Annotated in this window: 19 protein-coding genes; 16 read left to right on the forward strand and 3 right to left on the reverse strand. The window is 35.2% G+C overall.

Translation table 11 applies throughout. The annotated features are described in order from the left end of the window. Positions 1-383: 383 nt before the first annotated feature. The 3 genes from CS063_RS11145 to CS063_RS11155 form a co-directional block, all read right to left on the reverse strand. Entirely contained in the window at positions 384-1,349 is a 966-nt protein-coding gene (locus CS063_RS11145) for a sodium:calcium antiporter (protein WP_099449776.1), read from the reverse strand. Positions 1,350-1,652: 303 nt separating this feature from the next. Further along, positions 1,653-3,119 carry a bifunctional diguanylate cyclase/phosphohydrolase gene (locus CS063_RS11150; protein ID WP_099449777.1) on the reverse strand — a complete coding sequence of 489 codons (1,467 nt, stop codon included), beginning with the start codon at positions 3,117-3,119 and terminating at the stop codon, positions 1,653-1,655. Positions 3,120-3,384: 265 nt separating this feature from the next. Next, positions 3,385-4,038 carry a helix-turn-helix transcriptional regulator gene (locus CS063_RS11155; RefSeq protein ID WP_099449778.1) on the reverse strand — a complete coding sequence of 218 codons (654 nt, stop codon included), beginning with the start codon at positions 4,036-4,038 and terminating at the stop codon, positions 3,385-3,387. A gap of 270 nt (positions 4,039-4,308) precedes the next feature. Here CS063_RS11155 and CS063_RS11160 point away from each other — a divergent pair, with 270 nt between their 5' ends. The 16 genes from CS063_RS11160 to CS063_RS11235 all read left to right on the forward strand — a co-directional run bounded on the left by CS063_RS11160 (position 4,309) and on the right by CS063_RS11235 (position 21,456). Next, positions 4,309-5,274, forward strand: coding sequence for a bifunctional 4-hydroxy-2-oxoglutarate aldolase/2-dehydro-3-deoxy-phosphogluconate aldolase (locus CS063_RS11160; RefSeq protein WP_099449779.1), 966 nt, complete (start codon positions 4,309-4,311; stop codon positions 5,272-5,274). 58 nt (positions 5,275-5,332) lie between these two features. Next, positions 5,333-6,358: a sugar kinase gene (locus tag CS063_RS11165; protein WP_099449780.1), complete on the forward strand. Its 1,026-nt coding sequence runs from the start codon at positions 5,333-5,335 to the stop codon at positions 6,356-6,358. A gap of 330 nt (positions 6,359-6,688) precedes the next feature. Beyond that, complete coding sequence (locus tag CS063_RS11170) at positions 6,689-7,633, forward strand: sugar kinase (protein WP_099449781.1); 945 nt, start codon at positions 6,689-6,691, stop codon at positions 7,631-7,633. Positions 7,634-8,179: 546 nt separating this feature from the next. Then, positions 8,180-9,646 (forward strand): anthranilate synthase component I, encoded by a 1,467-nt coding sequence (trpE, locus tag CS063_RS11175; protein WP_099449782.1) that lies wholly within the window; start codon positions 8,180-8,182, stop codon positions 9,644-9,646. Next, on the forward strand, positions 9,643-10,209 hold the full coding sequence (locus CS063_RS11180) for an anthranilate synthase component II (protein WP_099449783.1): 567 nt from the start codon (positions 9,643-9,645) through the stop codon (positions 10,207-10,209). Before trpE ends, CS063_RS11180 begins: the two co-directional genes overlap by 4 nt. A gap of 4 nt (positions 10,210-10,213) precedes the next feature. After that, positions 10,214-11,239: an anthranilate phosphoribosyltransferase gene (gene trpD / locus CS063_RS11185; protein WP_099449784.1), complete on the forward strand. Its 1,026-nt coding sequence runs from the start codon at positions 10,214-10,216 to the stop codon at positions 11,237-11,239. Positions 11,240-11,278: 39 nt separating this feature from the next. After that, a complete protein-coding gene (trpC, locus tag CS063_RS11190) occupies positions 11,279-12,061 on the forward strand; it encodes an indole-3-glycerol phosphate synthase TrpC (protein ID WP_180270766.1) in 783 nt (260 codons plus the stop codon). A 47-nt stretch (positions 12,062-12,108) separates the two neighbouring features. Then, complete coding sequence (locus tag CS063_RS11195; RefSeq protein ID WP_308415495.1) at positions 12,109-12,741, forward strand: phosphoribosylanthranilate isomerase; 633 nt, start codon at positions 12,109-12,111, stop codon at positions 12,739-12,741. Beyond that, a complete protein-coding gene (gene trpB / locus CS063_RS11200; protein WP_099449786.1) occupies positions 12,738-13,925 on the forward strand; it encodes a tryptophan synthase subunit beta in 1,188 nt (395 codons plus the stop codon). The genes CS063_RS11195 and trpB overlap by 4 nt, the downstream gene beginning before the upstream one ends. Beyond that, positions 13,918-14,715, forward strand: coding sequence for a tryptophan synthase subunit alpha (gene trpA / locus CS063_RS11205; RefSeq protein ID WP_099449787.1), 798 nt, complete (start codon positions 13,918-13,920; stop codon positions 14,713-14,715). The genes trpB and trpA overlap by 8 nt, the downstream gene beginning before the upstream one ends. A gap of 169 nt (positions 14,716-14,884) precedes the next feature. Further along, entirely contained in the window at positions 14,885-15,511 is a 627-nt protein-coding gene (locus CS063_RS11210) for a hypothetical protein (RefSeq protein ID WP_099449788.1), read from the forward strand. Next, positions 15,504-16,268 (forward strand): ABC transporter permease, encoded by a 765-nt coding sequence (locus tag CS063_RS11215; protein WP_099449789.1) that lies wholly within the window; start codon positions 15,504-15,506, stop codon positions 16,266-16,268. The genes CS063_RS11210 and CS063_RS11215 overlap by 8 nt, the downstream gene beginning before the upstream one ends. Further along, a complete protein-coding gene (locus CS063_RS11220) occupies positions 16,255-16,968 on the forward strand; it encodes an ABC transporter ATP-binding protein (protein ID WP_099449790.1) in 714 nt (237 codons plus the stop codon). The genes CS063_RS11215 and CS063_RS11220 overlap by 14 nt, the downstream gene beginning before the upstream one ends. 26 nt (positions 16,969-16,994) lie before the next feature. Beyond that, on the forward strand, positions 16,995-18,026 hold the full coding sequence (locus CS063_RS11225) for an ABC transporter substrate-binding protein (RefSeq protein WP_099449791.1): 1,032 nt from the start codon (positions 16,995-16,997) through the stop codon (positions 18,024-18,026). A 450-nt stretch (positions 18,027-18,476) separates the two neighbouring features. Beyond that, positions 18,477-19,973, forward strand: coding sequence for a tagaturonate reductase (locus CS063_RS11230; protein WP_099449792.1), 1,497 nt, complete (start codon positions 18,477-18,479; stop codon positions 19,971-19,973). Between the two features lies 1 nt (position 19,974). Further along, complete coding sequence (locus tag CS063_RS11235; protein ID WP_099449793.1) at positions 19,975-21,456, forward strand: UxaA family hydrolase; 1,482 nt, start codon at positions 19,975-19,977, stop codon at positions 21,454-21,456. The last annotated feature ends 115 nt before the right edge of the window (positions 21,457-21,571 follow it).

Raw genomic sequence — 21,571 nt, forward strand, 5'->3', positions numbered from 1 at the left:
AAGGACTATGAAAAATTTAAACTTTCGTGACACAGTGCAGAGCAAGAAAGAAGGCTTTTCGCAGGTTTCCTCCACAGACTTTCGCAAAGTCTTGGTGAAGGCCTGTAGGCTGTCTTTAGGGACGTTATCGCAAGCGTTCTTCTTGCGATAGGTAGGACCGTTAGTCTACAGGACTGAGCCTAGAGTTTGCCAAGGCGAGGACCCAGAAACCGGAGAAAAGCCTTCTTTCTTGCGGCTGCAGAGGCACCCCTTCTTTTTCTTGACTTTTAGGATGTTAAGAGTACCCAGATAAACTGAAATTTATAAAGTTATCTAAAAGCAAAAAAGGATCTATTGTACAAATCAAAAGATGAAGTGTACAATAAATCCTTTAATTATAAAGTTTAAAGTAAAAATGCAATATAGCAAAGTACAATGCCAAAAGAACAGACAACATATACAGGTGTCATTTGTTTAAATTTGTTTTTTGTTGTTTTTAAGAAAAGAATAAAGCCCATAAGAAGGCTAGCTACAAATCCGAAAATAAGTAAAGATAGAGTGCCTTTATCAGTAAAGATATAAACAGAACTTGGAACGTAAAGTAAATCAGCAAAAGCTAGTATAAGGAAGTTAAAGAGATTACTGCCAACAATGTTGCCGATAGCCATATTAAAGTTCTTCACCTTCACCAAGGCGATACAAGAAGTGAGCTCGGGAAGGGATGTGGCTACACCTAAGAAAATAGCACCTACGAGACCAGCACCTAGGTTATAGGTAATAGCGATTTGATCTGCAACATAAGTAACCACTATACTTGTAATAATGAGTGCTAAACTACAAAGGATAAAACGAATAACTACTTGTTTTACAGTTAGAGAACTGTCATCTTTTTCATTTGACCCTTCGGAGGGGGCCTCTGCCATTCCTTTTAAACCTGCAACATAAAAGAGGGTAATGACAATAGAAACAAGGCTTATAGTTAAAATTTCAATATCAATAGGCAGGGAAAGAGATAAAATAATAGTTAAATAAATACCTAATGTGCAAATAGTAGTATAAAGATGGCTATTAGATACAGAGGAACTCGAAAAGCCTTGACTTGCAATGAGGATAAGTACGGCTATTACGGCTAAGTTAAATAAATTACTTCCTAGTATGTTTCCCATACCAAGACTGGGGTTATCCACAATAAGAGTTGCAGAGATGGTGGTGAATAACTCGGGCAGTGAAGTGACTGCAGCGAGCAATACACCTCCGATAAAAGCACCAGATAAGTGGGTCTTCTTGTCCAATAAATCCACATAATTAGCTGCTTTAATGGAAAGGAAAATAACCGCTGCTGCAAGCAGGGCATAAATTAGAAAAAGCATAAAAAAAGCCTCCTTAAAAAATATAAATGATGTGTGACGAGAGCGCTTACTTTCTAGTGTGCACAGTTATTAAAAAAATAAAACGCTTTACAATAAGAAGACTCATGAATAGTATACGCTATACTATTCATGAGTCTCATTTTTTAAGATATTACCAGACCTAGAGGTCATGATGTTGATAATATCACAATAAGTATTGCAAACTACTCCCTCATGAGTATTAAGTTTTCAAACATCTTTAACTAAAATACTACAGAATTTTCTTGCTGTCAACAAAGCAGTCTATTTTTAGTTATAAAACCTTTACTCTGTCATAAGTGTTATAAAATGTTCTACGACAAAAGGGTCAAATTGCAAGTAAGCACATCTTTTAAGTTCTAGGAGTGCTTCTTCTATGGACATACCTTTACTATAGGGCCTTTCAGAGATCATAGCATCAAAAGAGTCAACCACAGCTAGTATACGAGCACCTAAACTAATAGAGGTACCACTTAAACCATCGGGATAGCCACTTCCATCAAAATGCTCATGATGATGCCTTACATAGTCAATCGATTCGTCCATCCCTAAAAGAGGTTCGAGGATATTTGAGCTATAAATAGGATGCTTCTTAATAAGAGCGTATTCATCTTCAGATAGGGGGGCTGTTTTGTTGAGTATAATAGATGGAATCTCTATCTTGCCAATATCATGAAGGAGTCCCGCGTAATGAATGGCATTGATTTGTTCGGAGTCAAGTTGCATATGGGAGGCAAGCTTGGCTGCATAGGAAGCCACACGCTCACAATGACCGAGGGTATATTGATCTTTCATAGAAATACTTGCCAAAAGTGCTTTAAAGATACTAATAAGGTGTTTGTTTTCGGTTGTTACGTCTTGGTTAAAGTTTTTAAGGATATCTTCATAAATATGAATAGCATCTTTACCTGCATTTTTACTATGATAGAGTGCAGCTTCTGCTTGTTTAATGAGTGAATGACTATCTTTAGCTAAGGAGGGTAATGAAGAATAACCTAAAGAGAAAGTTATGTAGCTAGCAAGAGGTGCATGAATAAAATCATTTTTAAGAGTATCTAGCTGTTTTTTTAAATGCTGGGCGATATCTTCTAATTGATTTGAACGATTAAAAGGAACGATGACAGCAAATTCGTCACTTTGGTAGCGATAAAGTGTAAGGGGGGATGTGATAATACCTTGCAAAAGTTTCGCTGTAGAGGAGATAACACTATCTCCTGCATCCTGTCCAAAATTATCATTAACGAGCTTTAGATTATCAATGTCTAGTAAAATAAGTCCAAGGTGTGAGTGTTTCTCTAGGCAGTTTTCGACTTGGATGGAAAGCTCTTTAAGAAAGAAACGATGATTATAAAGACCAGTGAAATCATCAGTATAAATAAGCTTTTCTTGTTGCATTTTATAATAAAGCTGTTTAGCTTGACTTGAGCTAATTAAAAAACATGCAATGAGTGTGATAAGACGTGAAGAAAGGCTGATAAGTAAATGACTGTCACCTATTATAAAATAAATACCTAAAGAATGAATGATTTCCAATAGAATAAGAAGAGCAATGAATAAAAAACCTATAGGAGTACACTGGAAAGCAATAATAATGGCAGACAGATTTTGAAACTGATATAAAATAGTAACATAAAAGATATCATCAACATATTTATAGGCATAAGATAAGAATAAATAGATACTTAATAATACAAAAAAATGTATGCGACTTTTAGAGGAAGAAGAATAAGGAAATAGAAATATTCGATCCATTAGTTAAAGAACTCCTTCAAGTAACATTTTTGAACTATAAAAATATATTTAAAAATTTATAATTATATTAAGATAATAATATTAAATGAAAAATAAATCAAACAAAATATACTTTAAATTCATAAATTTAAAGAAAATGTTGTCAAAAAATAATAAAACAAACATAAAAAAGTCATAAAAATACACTTTGTTCATATTTAATAAAGTGTATTTTTATGACTTTTAGTAAATTCATGCCAAATTTAATATCTAAGAATGAATAGGTTTAATTATGGGAACCATTTTGACGTACAGCTTCTAGATAATTATATAGTGTGAATTTTGAAATATTTAGAAATTCGCATACTTTATCACCAGAACGTGTAATAAGAAAGGCACCTTTATTATCTAAAAAGCGAATAATTTCCATCTTTTCATCTTTAGTAAGTTGATTACTAGGTTTGTTAAACATATTTTCGCATTGATGAATAAGGTTGTCCATAAGTTGGTTAACATCTGTTGCAAAAAGCTCGTTAGGAGAAGGAGTAGGTGAAGTATAATGATTAAATTGCTTGAGATACTCTTCACATTTAAGAGAATCTGTAATGTCTAGATTAATACAGATGGAACCGATATTATTTCCTTCATCATCTTTAATAAAGGTAGAAGAGCCACGAATGATTTTACCTGTACGTGTGTGAATAATTTTATTATAGACATGTGTATCATTTGAAGTTTTACTCATTACCTGCAAGCCCCAGTTTCCACCACAATCTCCAATTTTTCTTCCAGTAATGTGACCATTTCTTATATCGACGATAGTGTGCTCATACTCTAGTGTATTGTCATGAAGAACAACTTCACAGTTAGATCCGAAGTGATTTTCTATTAAATCAAGAATTTGTGAGAATAAGGGTAAGTTATCCGTAATTTTTTTCATAGTTACCTCCTAATAAGCTGGGTTATTATCTATTTGATATTATAACAGAAAAGTGGAAAGGTTTTTGCATATTTTTTTATTTTTTACTAGCGAAAATATTTTTTTTTAGGCTATCTGACTATTTTACCATAAAAATACAAGATAATTATAAAAAAACATAAAAAAAAAATAATAAAAGTCACTATACATCTAAAAATAAATATTATATAATAAGGATAAACCAAATAAAATTTTTTAATCCATTGTGAGAGAAATGAAGGAGGCAAAACAATGAATGATGTTTTAAAACAAATAAACGCGTTAGGAATTGTGCCAGTAGTAAAAATAGATCGAGTAGAAGATGCAGTTCCTTTAGCAAAAGCATTATGTGAGGGTGGACTTCCAGTAGCAGAAGTAACTTTTAGAACAGCTTGTGCAAAAGAAGCTATTAAGAAAATGGCAACAGAGTTTCCAGATATGCTAATAGGTGCAGGTACAGTTTTGACTACAGAGCAAGTTGACCAAGCAGTAGAAGCAGGAGCAAAATTCATTGTTAGCCCAGGCCTAAATCCTAAAGTAGTAAAATACTGTGTAGATAAAGGTATTCTCATCACACCAGGTTGTGCAAATCCATCAGATGTTGAACAAGCTATTGAGCTTGGTCTTGATACTGTTAAAATTTTCCCAGCTGAAGCAGTAGGTGGACTTAACCTTATCAAATCCATGGCTGGTCCTTATACAACTATGAAATTCATGCCAACAGGTGGTATTAATGCTAAAAATCTAAATAGCTACTTAGCTTTTGACAAAATTATTGCATGTGGTGGTAGCTGGATGGTAGATCCTAAGCTTGTAGCAGAAGGAGACTTTGCTAAAATTACAGAGCTTACAAGAGAAGCTGTAACTCAAATGTTAGGCTTTGAACTTGCTCACGTAGGTATCAATATGCCAGAAGCAGGTGCGGCAACAGAAGTAGCAAAAGGTTTAGGGGAATTATTTAATCTTGAGGTGAAAGATGGTAACAGTTCTTTATTTGCAGGTACTGGTATCGAAGTAATGAAAACACCATATCTTGGCGAAAAAGGACATATTGCTTATAAAACCAATTACATTGATAGAGCAGTAAACTACCTTAAAGCTAGAGGTTATGAATTTGATGAAGATTCAGCTAAATATGATGCAAAAGGTAAACTTGTTGCTATTTACTTAAAACAAGAATTTGGCGGTTTTGCTATCCATCTTTTACAAAAAAAATAATAACTTTTAAAAATAATAACATAGATTAGAAATCATTTATCAATAAGGAGAGAATATAATGAGTAAAAAAGTAGTTACCTTTGGAGAAATCATGTTAAGACTTGCACCAAATGGATATTTAAGATTTACACAAGTAGATCAATTCCAAGCAACTTATGGTGGAGGAGAAGCAAACGTAGCAGTTTCTCTTGCTAATTATGGTTTAGATGCAGAATTCGTTACAAAACTTCCAAAGCATGATATCGGTCAAGCAGCAATCAATGACCTTCGTAGATATGGTGTTGAAACAAAACATATTGCTCGTGGGGGAGAAAGAGTTGGTATCTATTTCTTAGAAAAAGGTGCTTCTCAAAGACCTTCTAAAGTTATTTATGATAGAGCAAACTCTTCTATTTCAGAAGCTACAACAGCAGACTTTAACTGGGATGAAATTTTTGAAGGTGCCACTTGGTTCCACTTTACAGGTATTACACCAGCTCTTGGTGACAATGCAGCAGCTATTTGCTTAGAAGCTTGTAAGGCAGCTAAAGCAAAAGGTGTTAAAGTAAGTTGTGACCTTAACTATAGAAAAAAATTATGGACAAGAGAAAAAGCTGGTCAAGTAATGGCTGGTCTTATGGAATACGTAGATGTATGTATTGCTAACGAAGAAGATGCAGCAGATGTATTTGGTATCCATGCTGCAGACACAGATGTAACAAAAGGTGAAGTTAACCATGAAGGTTATAAAGATGTAGCTAAACAACTTAAAGATAGATTTGGATTTGAATATGTAGCAATCACTCTTAGAGAATCAATCTCTGCAAGTGATAACAATTGGGCAGCAATGCTTTACAATGGTGAAGATTTCTTCTTCTCTAAAAAATACGCAGTACGTATCGTTGACCGCGTAGGTGGAGGAGATTCGTTTGGCGGCGGACTAATCTACAGCCTAGTAAACAACTATGCTCCACAAGCTGCAATTGAATTTGCAGTAGCAGCTTCATGTTTAAAACACACTATTGAAGGAGACTTTAACCGTGTATCTGTAGCAGAAGTAGAAGCACTTGCTGGTGGAGATGGTTCAGGTCGTGTTCAAAGATAAGTTTAATAGCTAAACTTTCCTAAATTTTATAAGAAAGAGATGAAGACCTTTGGGTTTTCGTCTCTTTTTTCTCTTTTTAAGTGAGCGTATAGAACTTTTAAGTATGGGGAATATTATATAAAATAAAGATTTATCAAAAACAATAAAAAATAATTAGATGTGTTTCCATAAATATGATAAAAATTAATATATATAGGAGTAAAATCTAAAAAAAATGAATAAAAAAGCTGTACATATAAAAAAATATAATATATAATAGAATTAACTAAAACTTAAACAAAAACTTAAATGAAAATATATTAGCTGATAATTTTTAGGGAGGAAGCAAAAATGGCAAAGGTAATTTTGGTAGGAGAACCGATGGCGTTATTTATTGCATCACAAGAAGGAACCTTAGATACAGTTACGGACTTTAAGCGTTCAGCAGCGGGTGCAGAAATGAATGTGGCAATTGGATTAAAAAGGTTAGAGCATGATGTATGCTATATCACTAAATTAGGAAAGGACCCTTTTGGTAGATATCTAAAAGATTTTTTGGATAAAGAAAAAATTAATACAGATTTAATTTGCTTTGATGACCACTTTCCAACAGCTTTTCAATTAAAAGCGAAAACTTCAAAAGGTGACCCGGATGTAGCTTATTACCGTAATGGGTCAGCAGCTTCTAACTTGAAGGTAGAAGATGTAGAAGACATTGATATGAAGGGCTTTGACCATTTTCATTTAACAGGTATTTTCCCAGCTTTATCGGATCGTTCAAGATCTACTATGCTTTATTTAATTGAAAAAGCCAAAAATAATCATTTAACAACTTCCTTTGACCCTAACCTTAGACCAAGCTTATGGAATAGTTCAGCAGATATGGTATCAACTATTAATAAAATTGCTTGCAGATGTGATACGGTACTCCCAGGGATTTCAGAAGGTAAAATCTTAACAGGCTATGACCATGAACGAGATATTGCTGATTTCTATTTAGATAAAGGGGTAAAAACAGTTGTTATCAAATGTGGGCCAAAAGGTTGCTATGTAAAAACTCAAACAGAAGAAAATTATTTTGATGGCTATAAGGTGGAGAAGGTAGTGGATACAGTAGGTGCAGGAGATGGGTTTGCTGTAGGCTACATCAGTGGGATTTTAGAAAAACTTCCAACAACTGTTTGCGCAGATCGTGCCAATGCTATTGGTGCACTTCAGGTGATGCATGTAGGTGATAATGAAGGACTTCCAACGAGGGAACAATTAGCTGATTTTATGGCACAAAAAAATAAATAGTATAAGGGGGATTCTTCGACTAATTTAGGAGAATCCCTCTTTTTTATTTTACAAAAGATATTGAATAAAAGTATATGACAATAAGTAACTATAAGTGGTACACAAAATATTAAAAATAAAATTTAAAAAATAGTTGAAATATTTATTAAATTATAATATTATAATTACTAACTAAATAAAACCTTTCAAACCTATGATGGAGAGATAAAACTGATTACGAACTTACAGAGAGCTGGGATGGTGGAAACCAGTAGGAAACGAATTAGATAAATGGACTCCTGAGGGCACGATGAAAAGCTGTAAGCTAAGTATCTCGTGACGCAACATCCCCGTTAAGGATGAGGAATGTGATGGCATTCTGCATAAAGTGCACATGGTTTTTAATCATGTGAATCAAGGTGGTACCGTGGGCTTAGACTAACTATACGCTCACCCTTGGCTATTTGGCTAAGGGTGGGCGTTTTTTATTACAATCACTTACCTTTTGCCACTTGAAGAGACTTTATAACAATAATAACCATCAAGTGATAAAAAGGAGGAAACAAAATGCTGAGTAAAAGTTTAGAAGAAGTAAAGAAGTTAAGGGAAAGCTATAATAAGATTCCTGTTAGCTTAGAAATGTATATGGACTTTCAAACACCCATAGCTGTTCTAAGTTGTATTAAAGAAAGGTATGACCGCTACTTTTTGCTTGAAAGCATTCAAGGAGGCGAAAAAATCGCACGTTACACCTTTATAGGATTTAACCCTCATGCTAGCTTTTATGTAAAAGAGGGATGTAGCTTTTTCGCAACACGAGAAGAGTTAAAACGTTTAGAGGGTAACCCTTTAGATCGGCTTAAAGAGATTATGAGCCAGTATAAAGCACCTAAAGATGCAAGCTTACCACCACTAACAGGAGGAGCTATAGGTTATTTTGGATACGAAGCTGTAAGATATATGGAGAATATTCCCTTTCAAAACAAGAATGAATTACAAGTAGCAGATATAAAACTAATGTTTTTTAATCAAATCATTGCGTTTGATCATCTCAATCAAAAATTATTTTTAATAGCAAATATAGATGGGGAGGCCTTGGATTTAGAAGAAGCGTACAAAGAGGCAGAAGAAAGGCTTTTGGAGCTTGCCAATCTGATTGGTAAACCTATTAAAAGGAGAAAGGTACAGTTTGATGAAGAACTTATCTTTAAAAGCAACACTACCAAAGAAGCCTTTATGGCAAGGGTGGAGAAGGCGAAGGAGTATATTGCAAATGGAGATATCTTTCAAGTTGTTCTTTCACAGATTTTTAAAGCAAAAATGACAAGTAATTTATTTGATGTTTACCGTGTACTTCGTACCGTCAATCCTTCACCCTATATGTATTTAATGCAATTTGATGATTTGCAGCTAGCTGGGGCCTCACCAGAAACCTTGGTAAAGGTGCAAAATGGTATGGTCACAACGATGCCCATTGCAGGAACAAGACCAAGGGGAAAGACAAAGGAAGAGGATTTGCTTCTTGATAAAGAATTGCTTAGTGACCCTAAAGAACTAGCAGAACACACTATGCTAGTAGATTTGGCAAGAAATGATATTGGCAAGATCAGCGATTTTAAGAGTGTGTTAGTGGAAGGATATAGAGTGCTTAAAAAGTTTTCTCATGTAACCCATATTACAAGTACAGTAAATGGTCGGTTAAAAAAAGAACTTACTAGTATAGATGCCATTCAAGCCATCTTACCCGCAGGGACACTTTCAGGAGCACCTAAAGTAAGGGCCATGGAGATTATAGAGGAGCTAGAAGAGGAAAGACGAGGTATTTATGGTGGAGGTATTGGATATATCGGATTTGATGGTAATTTAGATACTTGTATTGCTATTCGTACTGTAGTGAAGAAAGATGGTATTGCCTATGTGCAAGCAGGGGGAGGTATTGTGCTAGATTCAAATCCAGAGCTGGAATATGAAGAAAGTGTCAATAAGGCCACAGCTTTATTTGTAGCCATGAAGAAAGTGAGGGAGATTGTATGATTTTGATAATTGATAACTATGACAGCTTTACCTATAACCTTTATCAATTTGCTGGAGAGTTCAATCCTGATATTAAGGTAGTACGAAATGACAAAATCACCTTAGAAGAAATAGAAGCCCTTGCCCCCTCACACCTTATTTTTTCACCAGGGCCTAAGTACCCAAAGGATGCAGGCATTTTAGTGGAGGCTATCTGTTACTTTACAGGGAAAATACCTATACTCGGTGTGTGCCTTGGACACCAAGCTTTAGGAGAAGTGTTTGGAGGTAAGGTAGTAAAAGCTCATACTATTTTACATGGGAAAACCAATGAGATTAGCATCGATACAAATTGCCCACTTTTTAAAGATTTACCTAAGCGTATAACAGTAGGAAGGTATCACTCACTTATTGTCCAACGTTCAAGTTTGACAGAAGAGCTTGTTATTATAGCAGAAGATGATCAAGGAGAGATCATGGGACTTAGACACAAAGAACATCTTAGTTTTGGCATACAGTTTCATCCAGAATCGATTTTAACTCCTGAAGGTAAGAAAATAATTAAAAATTTCTTGGAGGTGTAAAGGGATGATGAATAACTATATTAAAAAGGTAATTGAAGGACAAAATTTAACTATAGAAGAAGCTGCAGCAGCCATGGAGGAACTTATGAGTGGGGAGGCAACAGATGCACAAATAGCAAGCTATTTAACAGCGCTTCGCATGAAAGGAGAAAGCATTGAAGAAATAACGGGAAGTGCTAAAGGGATGCGTGAAAAATGTCTGAAATTAAAAACAGAAGGAGATGTGTTAGATATTGTTGGAACAGGAGGAGATGGGACCAATACCTTTAATATTTCAAGTGTCTCTTCATTAGTAATCGCAGCAGCGGGCGTGCCTGTAGCTAAGCATGGTAATCGCAGTGTTTCTAGTAAATGTGGAAGTGCAGATGTATTAGAAGCACTAGGCGTAAAGCTAGAACTGACAAAAGAACAAAATGAAGAGGTACTTAAACGTACAGGGATTTGTTTTATGTTTGCTCCGGTTTATCACAGTGCGATGAAATATGTAGGTAAGGCAAGACGTGAGATAGGTGTAAGAACCATTTTTAATATTTTAGGACCACTTGCAAACCCAGCATATGCCAACCTTCAGGTAATGGGAGTTTACTCAGAAGAGCTAGTAGAGCCCTTGGCTAAGGTGTTGTGTAACCTAGGCGTGAAAAGGGCTATAGTTGTGCACGGTGAGGATGGAGTAGATGAAGTCTCTATTTGTGGTAAAACAAAGGTAAGTGAAGTAAGAGACGGAGTAGTTAAAAGCTATACCATTAACCCCCTAGATTTAGGGTTAACTATGGCAAAACCAGAAGAGATTAAGGGGGGGCAAGTAGGAGAGAATAAGGCGATTGCCCTGGCGATTTTAAAGGGAGAAAAAGGGGCTAAAAGAGACATTGTCCTCCTAAACTCAGCCATGGCTCTTTATATTGCTTTAGATAATAAAAGTCTTACAGAGTGTATCCAGTTGGCAGCTGAGATGATAGATAGTGGTAAGGCACTAGCTAAATTACAAGAGTTTGTAGAAACAACCCAGAGCTTTGCATCAATAGCGATATAGAAGAGAGGTTAAAGTGAAGACGTATAAGGGGGCAAGAAAATGATATTAGATCAAATTATCAAGGAGCGTAAAAAGGCAGTAGAAGATCTGAAGGCAAAAGTGTCTCTAAGCGAGTTTATAAAGCAAATTGGGCAAAGTCAAGTGTCTTATTACGGCTTTAAAGAGGCTTTGATAAAGGAAAAAACAGGTATCCACATTATTGCAGAGGTAAAAAAAACTTCTCCGTCAAAAGGAGTTATTTGCCAAGATTTTGATCCGGTAGCTATTGCTAGAGATTATGAAAGGGGAGGGGCGACAGCTATTTCGGTATTGACAGAGCCTAACTATTTTGGGGGGAATAACAGTTACCTTAGCAAAATTAAAGAAAATGTAAAACTTCCTCTCTTGAGAAAGGATTTTATTATTGATCCACTTCAAATTTATGAGGCAAAGGCCATTGGAGCAGATGCTATTTTGCTTATTGCAGCGATTTTATCACCTCAGATACTTGGGGAGTATTTAAAGTTAGCAAGAAGCTTAGGTCTAGACTGCTTAGTGGAAACGCATGATGAAGAAGAAGTAAAAATGGCTTTAGAAGTAGGTGCTGAAATAATAGGTGTTAACAATCGTAATTTACAAACTTTTGAAGTGAGCCTCGAAGTTTCAAAAAGATTAAGAAGGCTTATTCCTGATGATAGACTTTTTGTAGCAGAAAGTGGTATTCATACACAGGAGGATATAAAATTTTTAAGAGAAATAGGTACAAAGGTAATGCTTATTGGAGAAAGTGTGGTTAAAGCAAGTAACCGAGTAGCTCATTTAAGAAAACTTTTAGAAGCTTAAGATTAAAAAATAAAAGTCAAATGTTTTTAGGAAGGGGGATAAAGGTAGTGGTTAAACTGAAAATCTGTGGATTAAAAAGAACTCAGGATATTGAAGTTGTGAATAAATTTAAGCCAGAGTATATTGGCTTTATATTAGCCCCAAGTAAAAGGCAAATTAATTTAGTGAAAGCTTCTTACTTAAAAGGCTTGTTAGACCCTCAGATTAGGGTAGTTGGCGTTTTTGTCAATGAACCTCTTGAGAGCTTAGTACATTATATAGACCAAGGTGTCATTGACAATGTTCAGCTTCATGGAGATGAAGATTTAGGATATATAAAAGCCCTTAAAAAGAAGCGACAGATTCCTATTATAAAAGCTATAAGACTTAATAATCAAGAGCTTTTATCAGATACGGAAAAGGCAATCATAGAGAGTGACTTTATTGATTATCCTCTTCTTGATACGTATACCAAGGATGCTTATGGAGGAAGTGGTAAAAGCTTTGATTGGAAAATATTAGAGCAAATAAAAAGACCTTACTTCTTAGCAGGAGGAATAAACAAGGTGAACATAAAAGAAGCCATAAGCTTTGGGCCTTACGCTATAGATATAAGTAGTGGAGTAGAGACAGAAGGGGTTAAAGATGCTGTTAAAATAAGGGAGTTATTTGAAATAATAAGGGATGAGGCGAGAAAATGAATCCAAAAGGCAGATATGGCATTCATGGAGGACAGTATATACCAGAAACCTTAATGGGTGCAGTGAAAGAATTAGAAGAGGCTTATGGCTATTACAAAGAAGAGGTAGCTTTTAATGAGACACTTAGAAAGCTATTTGCAGACTATACTGGGAGACCTTCGTTATTATATTATGCAGAGAAGATGACCAAGGCTTTGGGAGGCGCTAAAATTTATTTAAAGCGTGAAGACCTTAACCATACAGGCTCTCATAAGATTAACAATGTACTTGGGCAAGTTTTGCTTGCAAAAAAAATGGGAAAAAGACGTATTATTGCAGAGACAGGAGCTGGTCAACATGGAGTAGCAACTGCCACAGCAGCAGCACTTATGGGAATGAAGTGTGAAGTCTTTATGGGAGAAGAAGATACTGTTAGGCAAGCACTTAATGTTTATCGGATGGAACTTTTAGGAGCAAAGGTTACTGCTGTTAGAACAGGCACAAGAACTTTAAAGGATGCAGTAAATGCAGCACTTCAAGATTGGACACAGACTGTAGAGGATACCTTTTACTGTATTGGCTCTGTTATGGGGCCGCATCCTTATCCAGAGATGGTAAGAGATTTTCAGAGCATTATAGGTAAAGAAATCAAGATACAGATACGAGAGCAAGAAGGACGTTTGCCAGATGCAATAGTGGCTTGTGTGGGAGGAGGTAGCAATGCTATAGGTGCATTTTATGAGTTTCTTCAAGACCAAAATGTTAAGCTCATTGGTGTTGAAGCAGGGGGGAAGGGTGTATCAACTAGTTTGCATGCAGCTACCCTTACTAAAGGGCAAGAAGGTATCTTTCATGGTATGAAATCTTATTTTTTACAAACAGAAGAAGGAAGTATTGCACCTGTTTACTCCATTTCAGCAGGCTTAGACTATCCAGGTATTGGACCAGAGCATGCGTGGCTTTATGATACGAAAAGAGCACAATATGTTCCTATTACTGATGACGAAGCGGTAGAGGCTTTTGAGTATCTTTCAAAGGTAGAAGGCATTATCCCAGCCATTGAAAGTGCCCATGCAGTGGCTTATGGCATGAAATTAGCAAAGCAAATGAAAAGCAAGCAAATATTAGTCATTAACTTGTCGGGACGAGGAGATAAAGATGTAGCAGCTATTGCAAGATATAGAGGGGTGAAGCTTCATGAGTAATATTCAAAAAGTATTTGATAAGATGAAAGTCGAAGGTCATAAAGCCTTTATACCGTTTATTACAGCAGGAGACCCTCATATAGATGCCACTGAAAGCTTTATTTATGCTTTAGAGGAGGCAGGGAGTACTATTATTGAGTTGGGTATTCCTTTTTCTGATCCTGTAGCGGATGGCCCCGTGATTCAACGAGCTAACCTAAGAGCTATGGCTAAAGGAGTTACCCTGCATAAAATTTTTGAGATGGTAAGTAGAGTGAGAAAAAAGACGGACATACCACTTGTTTTTTTAATGTATGCCAATACTATTCACTACTATGGTACAGACCACTTTTTTAAAAAGTGTCAAGATATAGGGATAGATGGTGTGATTATACCTGACGTACCTTTAGAAGAAAAAGAAGAATTTGCCTGTCATGCAAGGGAAAGGGGAGTAGATTTGATTTCTTTAGTTACACCAACCTCCAAGGAGAGAACTAAGGCTATTTGCCAAGATGCAAGAGGTTTCCTATATTGTGTATCCTCTCTAGGTGTAACAGGGACGAGAGAAAATATAGAGACTAATTTAGGAGACATGTTTGAAAGTATTAAAGCCCATTGCATGATTCCTACCGCATTAGGCTTTGGAATCTCCACGCCTAAACAAGCTCTGGAGCTTAAAGACTATACTGATGGGATCATTGTAGGAAGTGAAATTGTCAAAATTATTGAAGAGCATGGGGATAAAAGTGGAGACTATCTAAAAGTATTTGTTACCAATATGCTTGAAGTTCTTACTAAAAGTGATTTATAAAACGGATGCTAGGTAATGATAAGAAGAACCTTGCCATAAAAAGAGGGTGAATAGCCCTCTTTTTAAGAGTGCAATATTGATATTGAAAATCAATATTAATTAGTGTATAATGAACAGAGTTGTTAAAAATAAAGCAAGAGAAAACCTATTTAGTGATGAAGGGGGAGCTATGAAATATATTTTTATCAATCCTGTTATAGATCAGATGTATGTAAAGGAGGAACTAGATGAGACATTACTTCAGAATGGTTATCAAAGGGTAGAAGTAGAAACAGATTGGCATAAGTTAGTAAAACAAAAGTATAATGAAATACTTAAGCAAACTAAATTAACAGTGTTAGATAAGCGCTGCCCTAAAGTTATGGAAGTAATAAACCCTTATCTAAATCATGAAAAATTATTGGTACCAGCAATTGAACCTATTTTGATACATTGTGCAATAGAACTAGCAGGTAGAGAAGATTTAAGAAATCAGAAAAAGATAATTACTACGCCCTGTGAGAGCTTAGCAAGCTATGGAAATAAAATAGGGTTAGAAGATACAGAGTTTATAAGTTGGAAAGTGTTTTTAAAAAAAATAAATTTACATAGACCAGTCCAAGTCAAAGTATTAGGTGCAAGTCCCATCCCACCAGGTTATTTTAAAACCCTAGAGGCTAAAATAAGCAGTATTTCAGGAAAAGAGAATATAGAAAGTTATTTTAAGATGAATTTATACAAGCAAGATGAATTAGTTGAAATGCTCTATTGTCAAAATGGGTGCCATAATGGAGATGGAGTATTGGTCAATGAATAAGAATAAAATGATTAAAACAACCATTTCAGTAGTTAGCTTAATTACAGTATGGGGACTTGTATCGAAGATGGGAGTAGTGAGTTCTTATATATTGCCAGCACCTGTTAAGGTGCTAAATACCCTCTTTAAAATGGTACAAACAGGTGAAATTTTTGAAGATATTCATATTAGCTATATAAGGGTTCTGAAAGGATTTTTTATAGCAACACTGGCAGCATTTATACTTGCTATGATAAGAATTATTTTACCTAAGTGGAACGACTATTATGAAAACGTGCTTCAGTTTTTAAAGAATGTACCACCACTAAGTTTGATCTCACTGTTAATTTTATGGTTTGGAATAGGAGAAACAACGAAAATTGGCATTATCGTATTAACTGCATTTTTCCCCATTTATTTAAATACAGTTAAAGGCTTTATAAGTTGTGATAAGAAGCTATTAGAGGTTGGGGAGATTTACGGGTATTCCAAAGTAAATAGTTTTTTTAAGATTAGGTTGCCCTATGCTATGTCTGACATATTAGTGGGTATGAGGATAGGGCTTGGATATAGTTGGCGAGCGATTATTAGTGCAGAAATGATTGCTGCCTCAGCTGGATTAGGTCATATGATTTTATTTGCTCAACAAATGTCTAGGACAGACAAAGTAATTGTCGGTATTTTAGTAATTGGTGTGGTAGGTTATATCACGGATAGGTTATTTGCATTTATAATCGGTAAGGTGTTGAAAGGGTCAGAGAAAAATGGATGGGATTAAGTTAGTAAATGTAAGTAAGTCTTATGAAGTTAAAAACCAACAGCTTAAAGTTTTAGATGGCATTGATTTAAATATATCCGCCAATAAGATGACGATTATTTTAGGGCGAAGTGGGTGTGGCAAAACTACCCTATTAAGACTCGTATCAGGTATAGAAGAGGTTGAAAAAGGAGAGGTTCGCGGTGTTCGTTTAAAAAGAAAGGCATATGTCTTTCAAGAAGATCGTTTAATGCCATGGTTAGATGTCAAAAGGAATATAACCTTTGGCCTTAAAAAGAAACAAATCAATCATAAAAAAATAGATGAGATTATTGAAATGGTAGGTCTAGAAAAGTTCTGTAGTGCCTATCCCAGTCAATTATCAGGGGGTATGAAACAAAGGGTTTCGATTGCAAGAGCATTCGCTTATAATCCTGAGTTTATTATGATGGATGAACCTTTTTCAGCTTTAGATTTTTTCACAAGAGAACAAATGCAAAAAGAACTAATAAAAATTCATCAAAAGACCAGGTGTGCCATTCTATTTGTTACCCATAGTATTGATGAGGCTTTAATACTTGGAGATAAAATAGTGATTTTAGAAAAAGGAAGAATTAAGTCATGCTATGAAATGAATGAAAAAAAACAAGAAAGAGATCTATTAGATCAAAAGTTTGTTGCATTAAAAAAGCAGATTATAGATGATTTAAGAATCATTTAATAAAACATAAATGGAGGAAAAAAGTAATGAAGTTAACAAAGAAAGTAGTACTATCCGTATTAGCAGTGGGGGTTATGATGACATCTATGGTAGGGTGTGGTTTAAGTAATAGCGCACCCGCTCAGAGTAGTCAGCCTGTAGTAGCTGAAACTACAGAAATAGCAGAAACTATAGATTTATCTCAATCAACACTAGATGAATTAACAATTACCCATGTAACCTCACCACTTAATGTACCAAGTATTATTCAAAAGAATAAAAATGTATTTGTAGACGCATTCAGTGAAAATGGTAAAGCTATTGAAGTGAACTATGCAGAGATTACATCTGGAGCAGATCAAACTCAAGCATTAGCCTCAGGTGATGTGGATATCTTATATGCTGTTGGGGGAACCTCGGTTGTTTTAGCTGCAGCTAACGATGCAGATATCAAAATTTTAAATATGTACAGTAGATCACCAGAAGCATTTTGCATGTATTCAAGTGATAAAACTATTCAATCTGCTGAAGATTTAAGAGGTAAAACAGTTGCAGGACCTGTTGGAACAAATCTGCATCAACTATTAGTAGCGTATCTTAAAGCTGCCGATATGACAATTGAAGATATCCATTATGTGAATATGTCTATTGCAGATGCAAAAGCAGCATTAGATGGAGGGAGTGTTGATGTTGCATTACTTGCAGGGCCTACTGCTTATAAAGCAAAGCAACAAGACTATAACTTAGTGACAAACGGAAAAGGATTAACAGATGCCGTTATTGCCGTAGCCGTTAGAGAAGATTTCTATAATCAATATAAGAAAGAATTAGAAGTATTTGTGAATGCTCAAGAGAGTATTATTAAGTACATTAGCGAAAATCATAATGAAGCAATGGAGATTGTTGCAGCAGAACTTGATTTAGATAAAGCAGCTGTTGAGGAAATGTTTACACAATATGATTTTGATATTGGAACAACACAAGAAGACTATAAGGCATTTCAAAATGTAGCAGACTTTATGTATGAAACAAAAATGATTGAAGAACCTATTGACACAGCTAAGTTATTTATTAAGTAAATAAAAGGATGAAAAAATAAGGCTATCCGGCGTTTGGTCGGATAGCCTTATTTTATAGGAACTTTAAGTCTGTCTAAAGAAAGCATGAGCTCCATGCCCACAGAAGATGCTAGAAAAAGGAAGCCTACAAAAAGAACCAAAGCTATTATAAAAAATAAATAAAGATTGGAAGAAAGTTATAAAAAAAAATTATATAAAACATTACTAATTACTATTTATTATCTAGGGCAAAACAGTTATAATAATAAGGAAAACGATGCTAAACAGTTTGAAGGTTTTTAAAAAAATAAATTATAGTATAATAATTTGTTTTAGTTTAGTTTATCCAAATAAGAATACCTCGTCCTGTTTGAACAAAGTGATAGGTGTTTAGATAGGGTGTAGATAGAGAAGTAAATGTAAAAACAATAAGATAAACTACCCTTATTAGGTGAAAATGGAGGAACAAAAATGGAACGTTTAAATTATCAAACTCTAGAACAGCTTGGAAGTAAAGATTATATTTTAAAAGATGCACCAGAGAGAGTTTTACAGTTTGGAGAAGGAAACTTCCTTCGTGGATTTGTTAATTACTTTATAGATGTACTCAATGAAAAAAAAGGCTTTAATAGTAAAGTGGTAGTAGTTCAACCAATTGCACAAGGTCTTGCCGATATGTTAAATGAACAAGATGGACTCTACACACTCTACTTACGTGGTTTTGAAAATGGTGAAAAAGTAAATGCAAGAAGACTAATAAGTTGTATTAGTAGAGCTATTAATCCTTATGCACAACCAGCTGCTTTCTTAGAAAATGCTAAAAATCCAGACCTTCGTTTTATTGTATCCAATACAACAGAAGCAGGTATTACCTATATTGCAGAAGATAAGTTAGAAGATGAAATGCCATCTAGCTTCCCTGCTAAACTTACAAAGTTGATGTATGAGCGTTTTAAAGTTTTTGGCACAGAAAAAGGAAAAGGTTTTGTTATTCTTTCTTGTGAGCTCATTGACAACAATGGGGCAGAGCTTAAAAAATGTGTTGAAAAATATGCAGATAGTTGGAACCTAGGAGATGACTTCAAAGCTTGGTTGGATGCAGAGAACATCTTCTGTAGTACACTTGTTGACCGTATTGTAACTGGTTACCCAAGAAACGAAGCAGCAGCTCTCTGTGAAGAAAATGGTTATGAAGATAAATTAATTGATACTGCAGAAGTATTTGGTTTTTGGGTAATTGAAGGACCACAAAGTCTTTATGAGGAACTTCCAATCAAAGGGACAGATCTACCTATTATGATTACAGACGATCATACACCTTACAAAAAACGTAAAGTACGTATCTTAAATGGGGCACATACTTCTATGGTGCTTGCAGCTTATCTTGCTGGAGAAGATATTGTTCGTGACTGTATGCATGATGAGACAATTGTATCCTTTATGAGTAATACTTTATTTAATGAAATTATCCCTACACTTACATTACCAGAAGAAGAGCTTATGTCTTTTGCGAATGCAACTATTGAACGTTTCAAAAATCCATTTATCGATCATGCTTTACTTGCAATCTCTCTTAATTCTGTATCTAAATGGAGAGCACGTGTACTTCCAAGCATGAAAGGCTATATTGAGAAATTTGGTAAATTACCAGAAAACATTGTATTCTCCTTTGCAGCACTTATGGCTTTCTACACAGGGACTGAAATCAGAGAGGGTGCACTTATTGGTAACCGTAATGGAGAAGAGTATAAGATTTCTGACGATATGCCAGTACTTGAATATTGTGCGGCAAACTCAACCACACTTTCAGTAGAAGATTTCGTAAAAGGCTTTGCAGCTAACGAAACCTTCTTTGGGGAAGACCTTACAAAATATGATGGTTTTGCAGAAGCAGTAGCATCTTATCTTGCAGTGATTCGTACAGATGGTATGAGAAAAGTACTAGAAGAATTAGTTAAGGGTGAATAATATGTTAGAGTTTATTAAAATCCATGAAAATGACAATGTAGCTATTGCACTAACTCCTCTTTCAAAAGGTATACAAATAGAGGTGGCAGGACAAAAGGTAGAACTAATTGAAGATATTCCACAAGGGCACAAATTTGCCCTTGTATCTATTAAAGAAGGAGAGCCTATTAAAAAATATGGTTATCCTATCGGGGTTGCGACAGCACCTATTCAAAAAGGTGCATGGATTCATACCCAAAACCTTAAAACAGGATTAGGTGAAGTATTAGAATATACGTATGAACCTAATGTTACACCAGTTGAAGTAACAGAAAAAGCTACTTTTATGGGGTATGTACGTAAAGATGGCAAGGTAGGTATCCGTAATGATGTATGGATTATTCCTACAGTAGGTTGTGTAAACTCCATTGCTGATCAAATTATTAAAGCAGTGACACCCTTTGCAGAAGGGAAAGTGGATTCTATTCATACCTTCAACCATCCTTATGGTTGTTCACAGATGGGTGATGATCAGCTCAATACTCAAAAAGCCCTTGCTGCTCTTGTAAACCATCCCAATGCGGGAGCAGTACTTGTACTTGGCCTTGGTTGTGAAAATAACAATATTCCAGAATTCAAAAAAGTTTTAGGTGAGTACGATGAAGAGCGTGTTAAATTTTTAGAATGTCAAGAGTATGAAGATGAAATCGAAGAAGGCGTAAAAGTAATGGAGAAACTCATTACTTATGCAGCACAGTTTAAAAGAGAAGAAGTGGATGCAAGTGAGCTTGTAATTGGACTGAAATGTGGCGGTTCAGATGGGCTTTCTGGTATTACAGCCAATCCACTTGTAGGTAAATTCTCTGACATGCTGATTTCAAAAGGTGGTTCAACCATTCTTACAGAAGTGCCAGAAATGTTTGGTGCTGAAACAATCCTTATGAATCGCTGCGTGAGCGAAGAAGTATTTCATGCAACAGTAGGACTCATTAATGGTTTTAAAGATTATTACAAGCGTCATGATCAAGTGATTTATGAAAATCCATCTCCAGGAAATAAAAAAGGTGGTATTTCTACACTTGAAGATAAATCGTTAGGCTGTACACAAAAAGGTGGGACAGCTCCAGTTGTAGATGTATTAGCTTATGGTGAAAAGGTATGTAAAAAAGGATTAAACCTTTTACAAGCACCAGGAAATGACCTTGTTGCTGCAACCTCACTTGCTATGTCAGGAGCACATATTGTACTCTTTACGACAGGGCGTGGAACACCATTTGGTTCACCAGTACCAACTATTAAAATTTCAACAAACGATGCCCTCTTTAATAAGAAAAAGGGTTGGATTGACTTTAATGCAGGTAGTCTTGTCAAAGATAAGACAATGGAAGAACTCAGTAAAGAATTTTTTGAATATGTTCTTAAAGTAGCCTCTGGTGAACAAACTAAGTCTGAAAAGGCAGGATGTAGAGACTTAGCAATCTTTAAGCAAGGGGTAACATTATAATCCTAATCATTTAAAAAGAGAAACATAAAAATAACCAAGCTTCAGGTAGGATGAAGCTTGGTTATTTTTATGAACTAAAACATATTGCAAATTTTATAAGGAAATTGTATGATTA

This window comes from Sporanaerobium hydrogeniformans (genome assembly GCF_002735925.1).
Lineage (GTDB): Bacteria > Bacillota > Clostridia > Lachnospirales > Cellulosilyticaceae > Sporanaerobium > Sporanaerobium hydrogeniformans.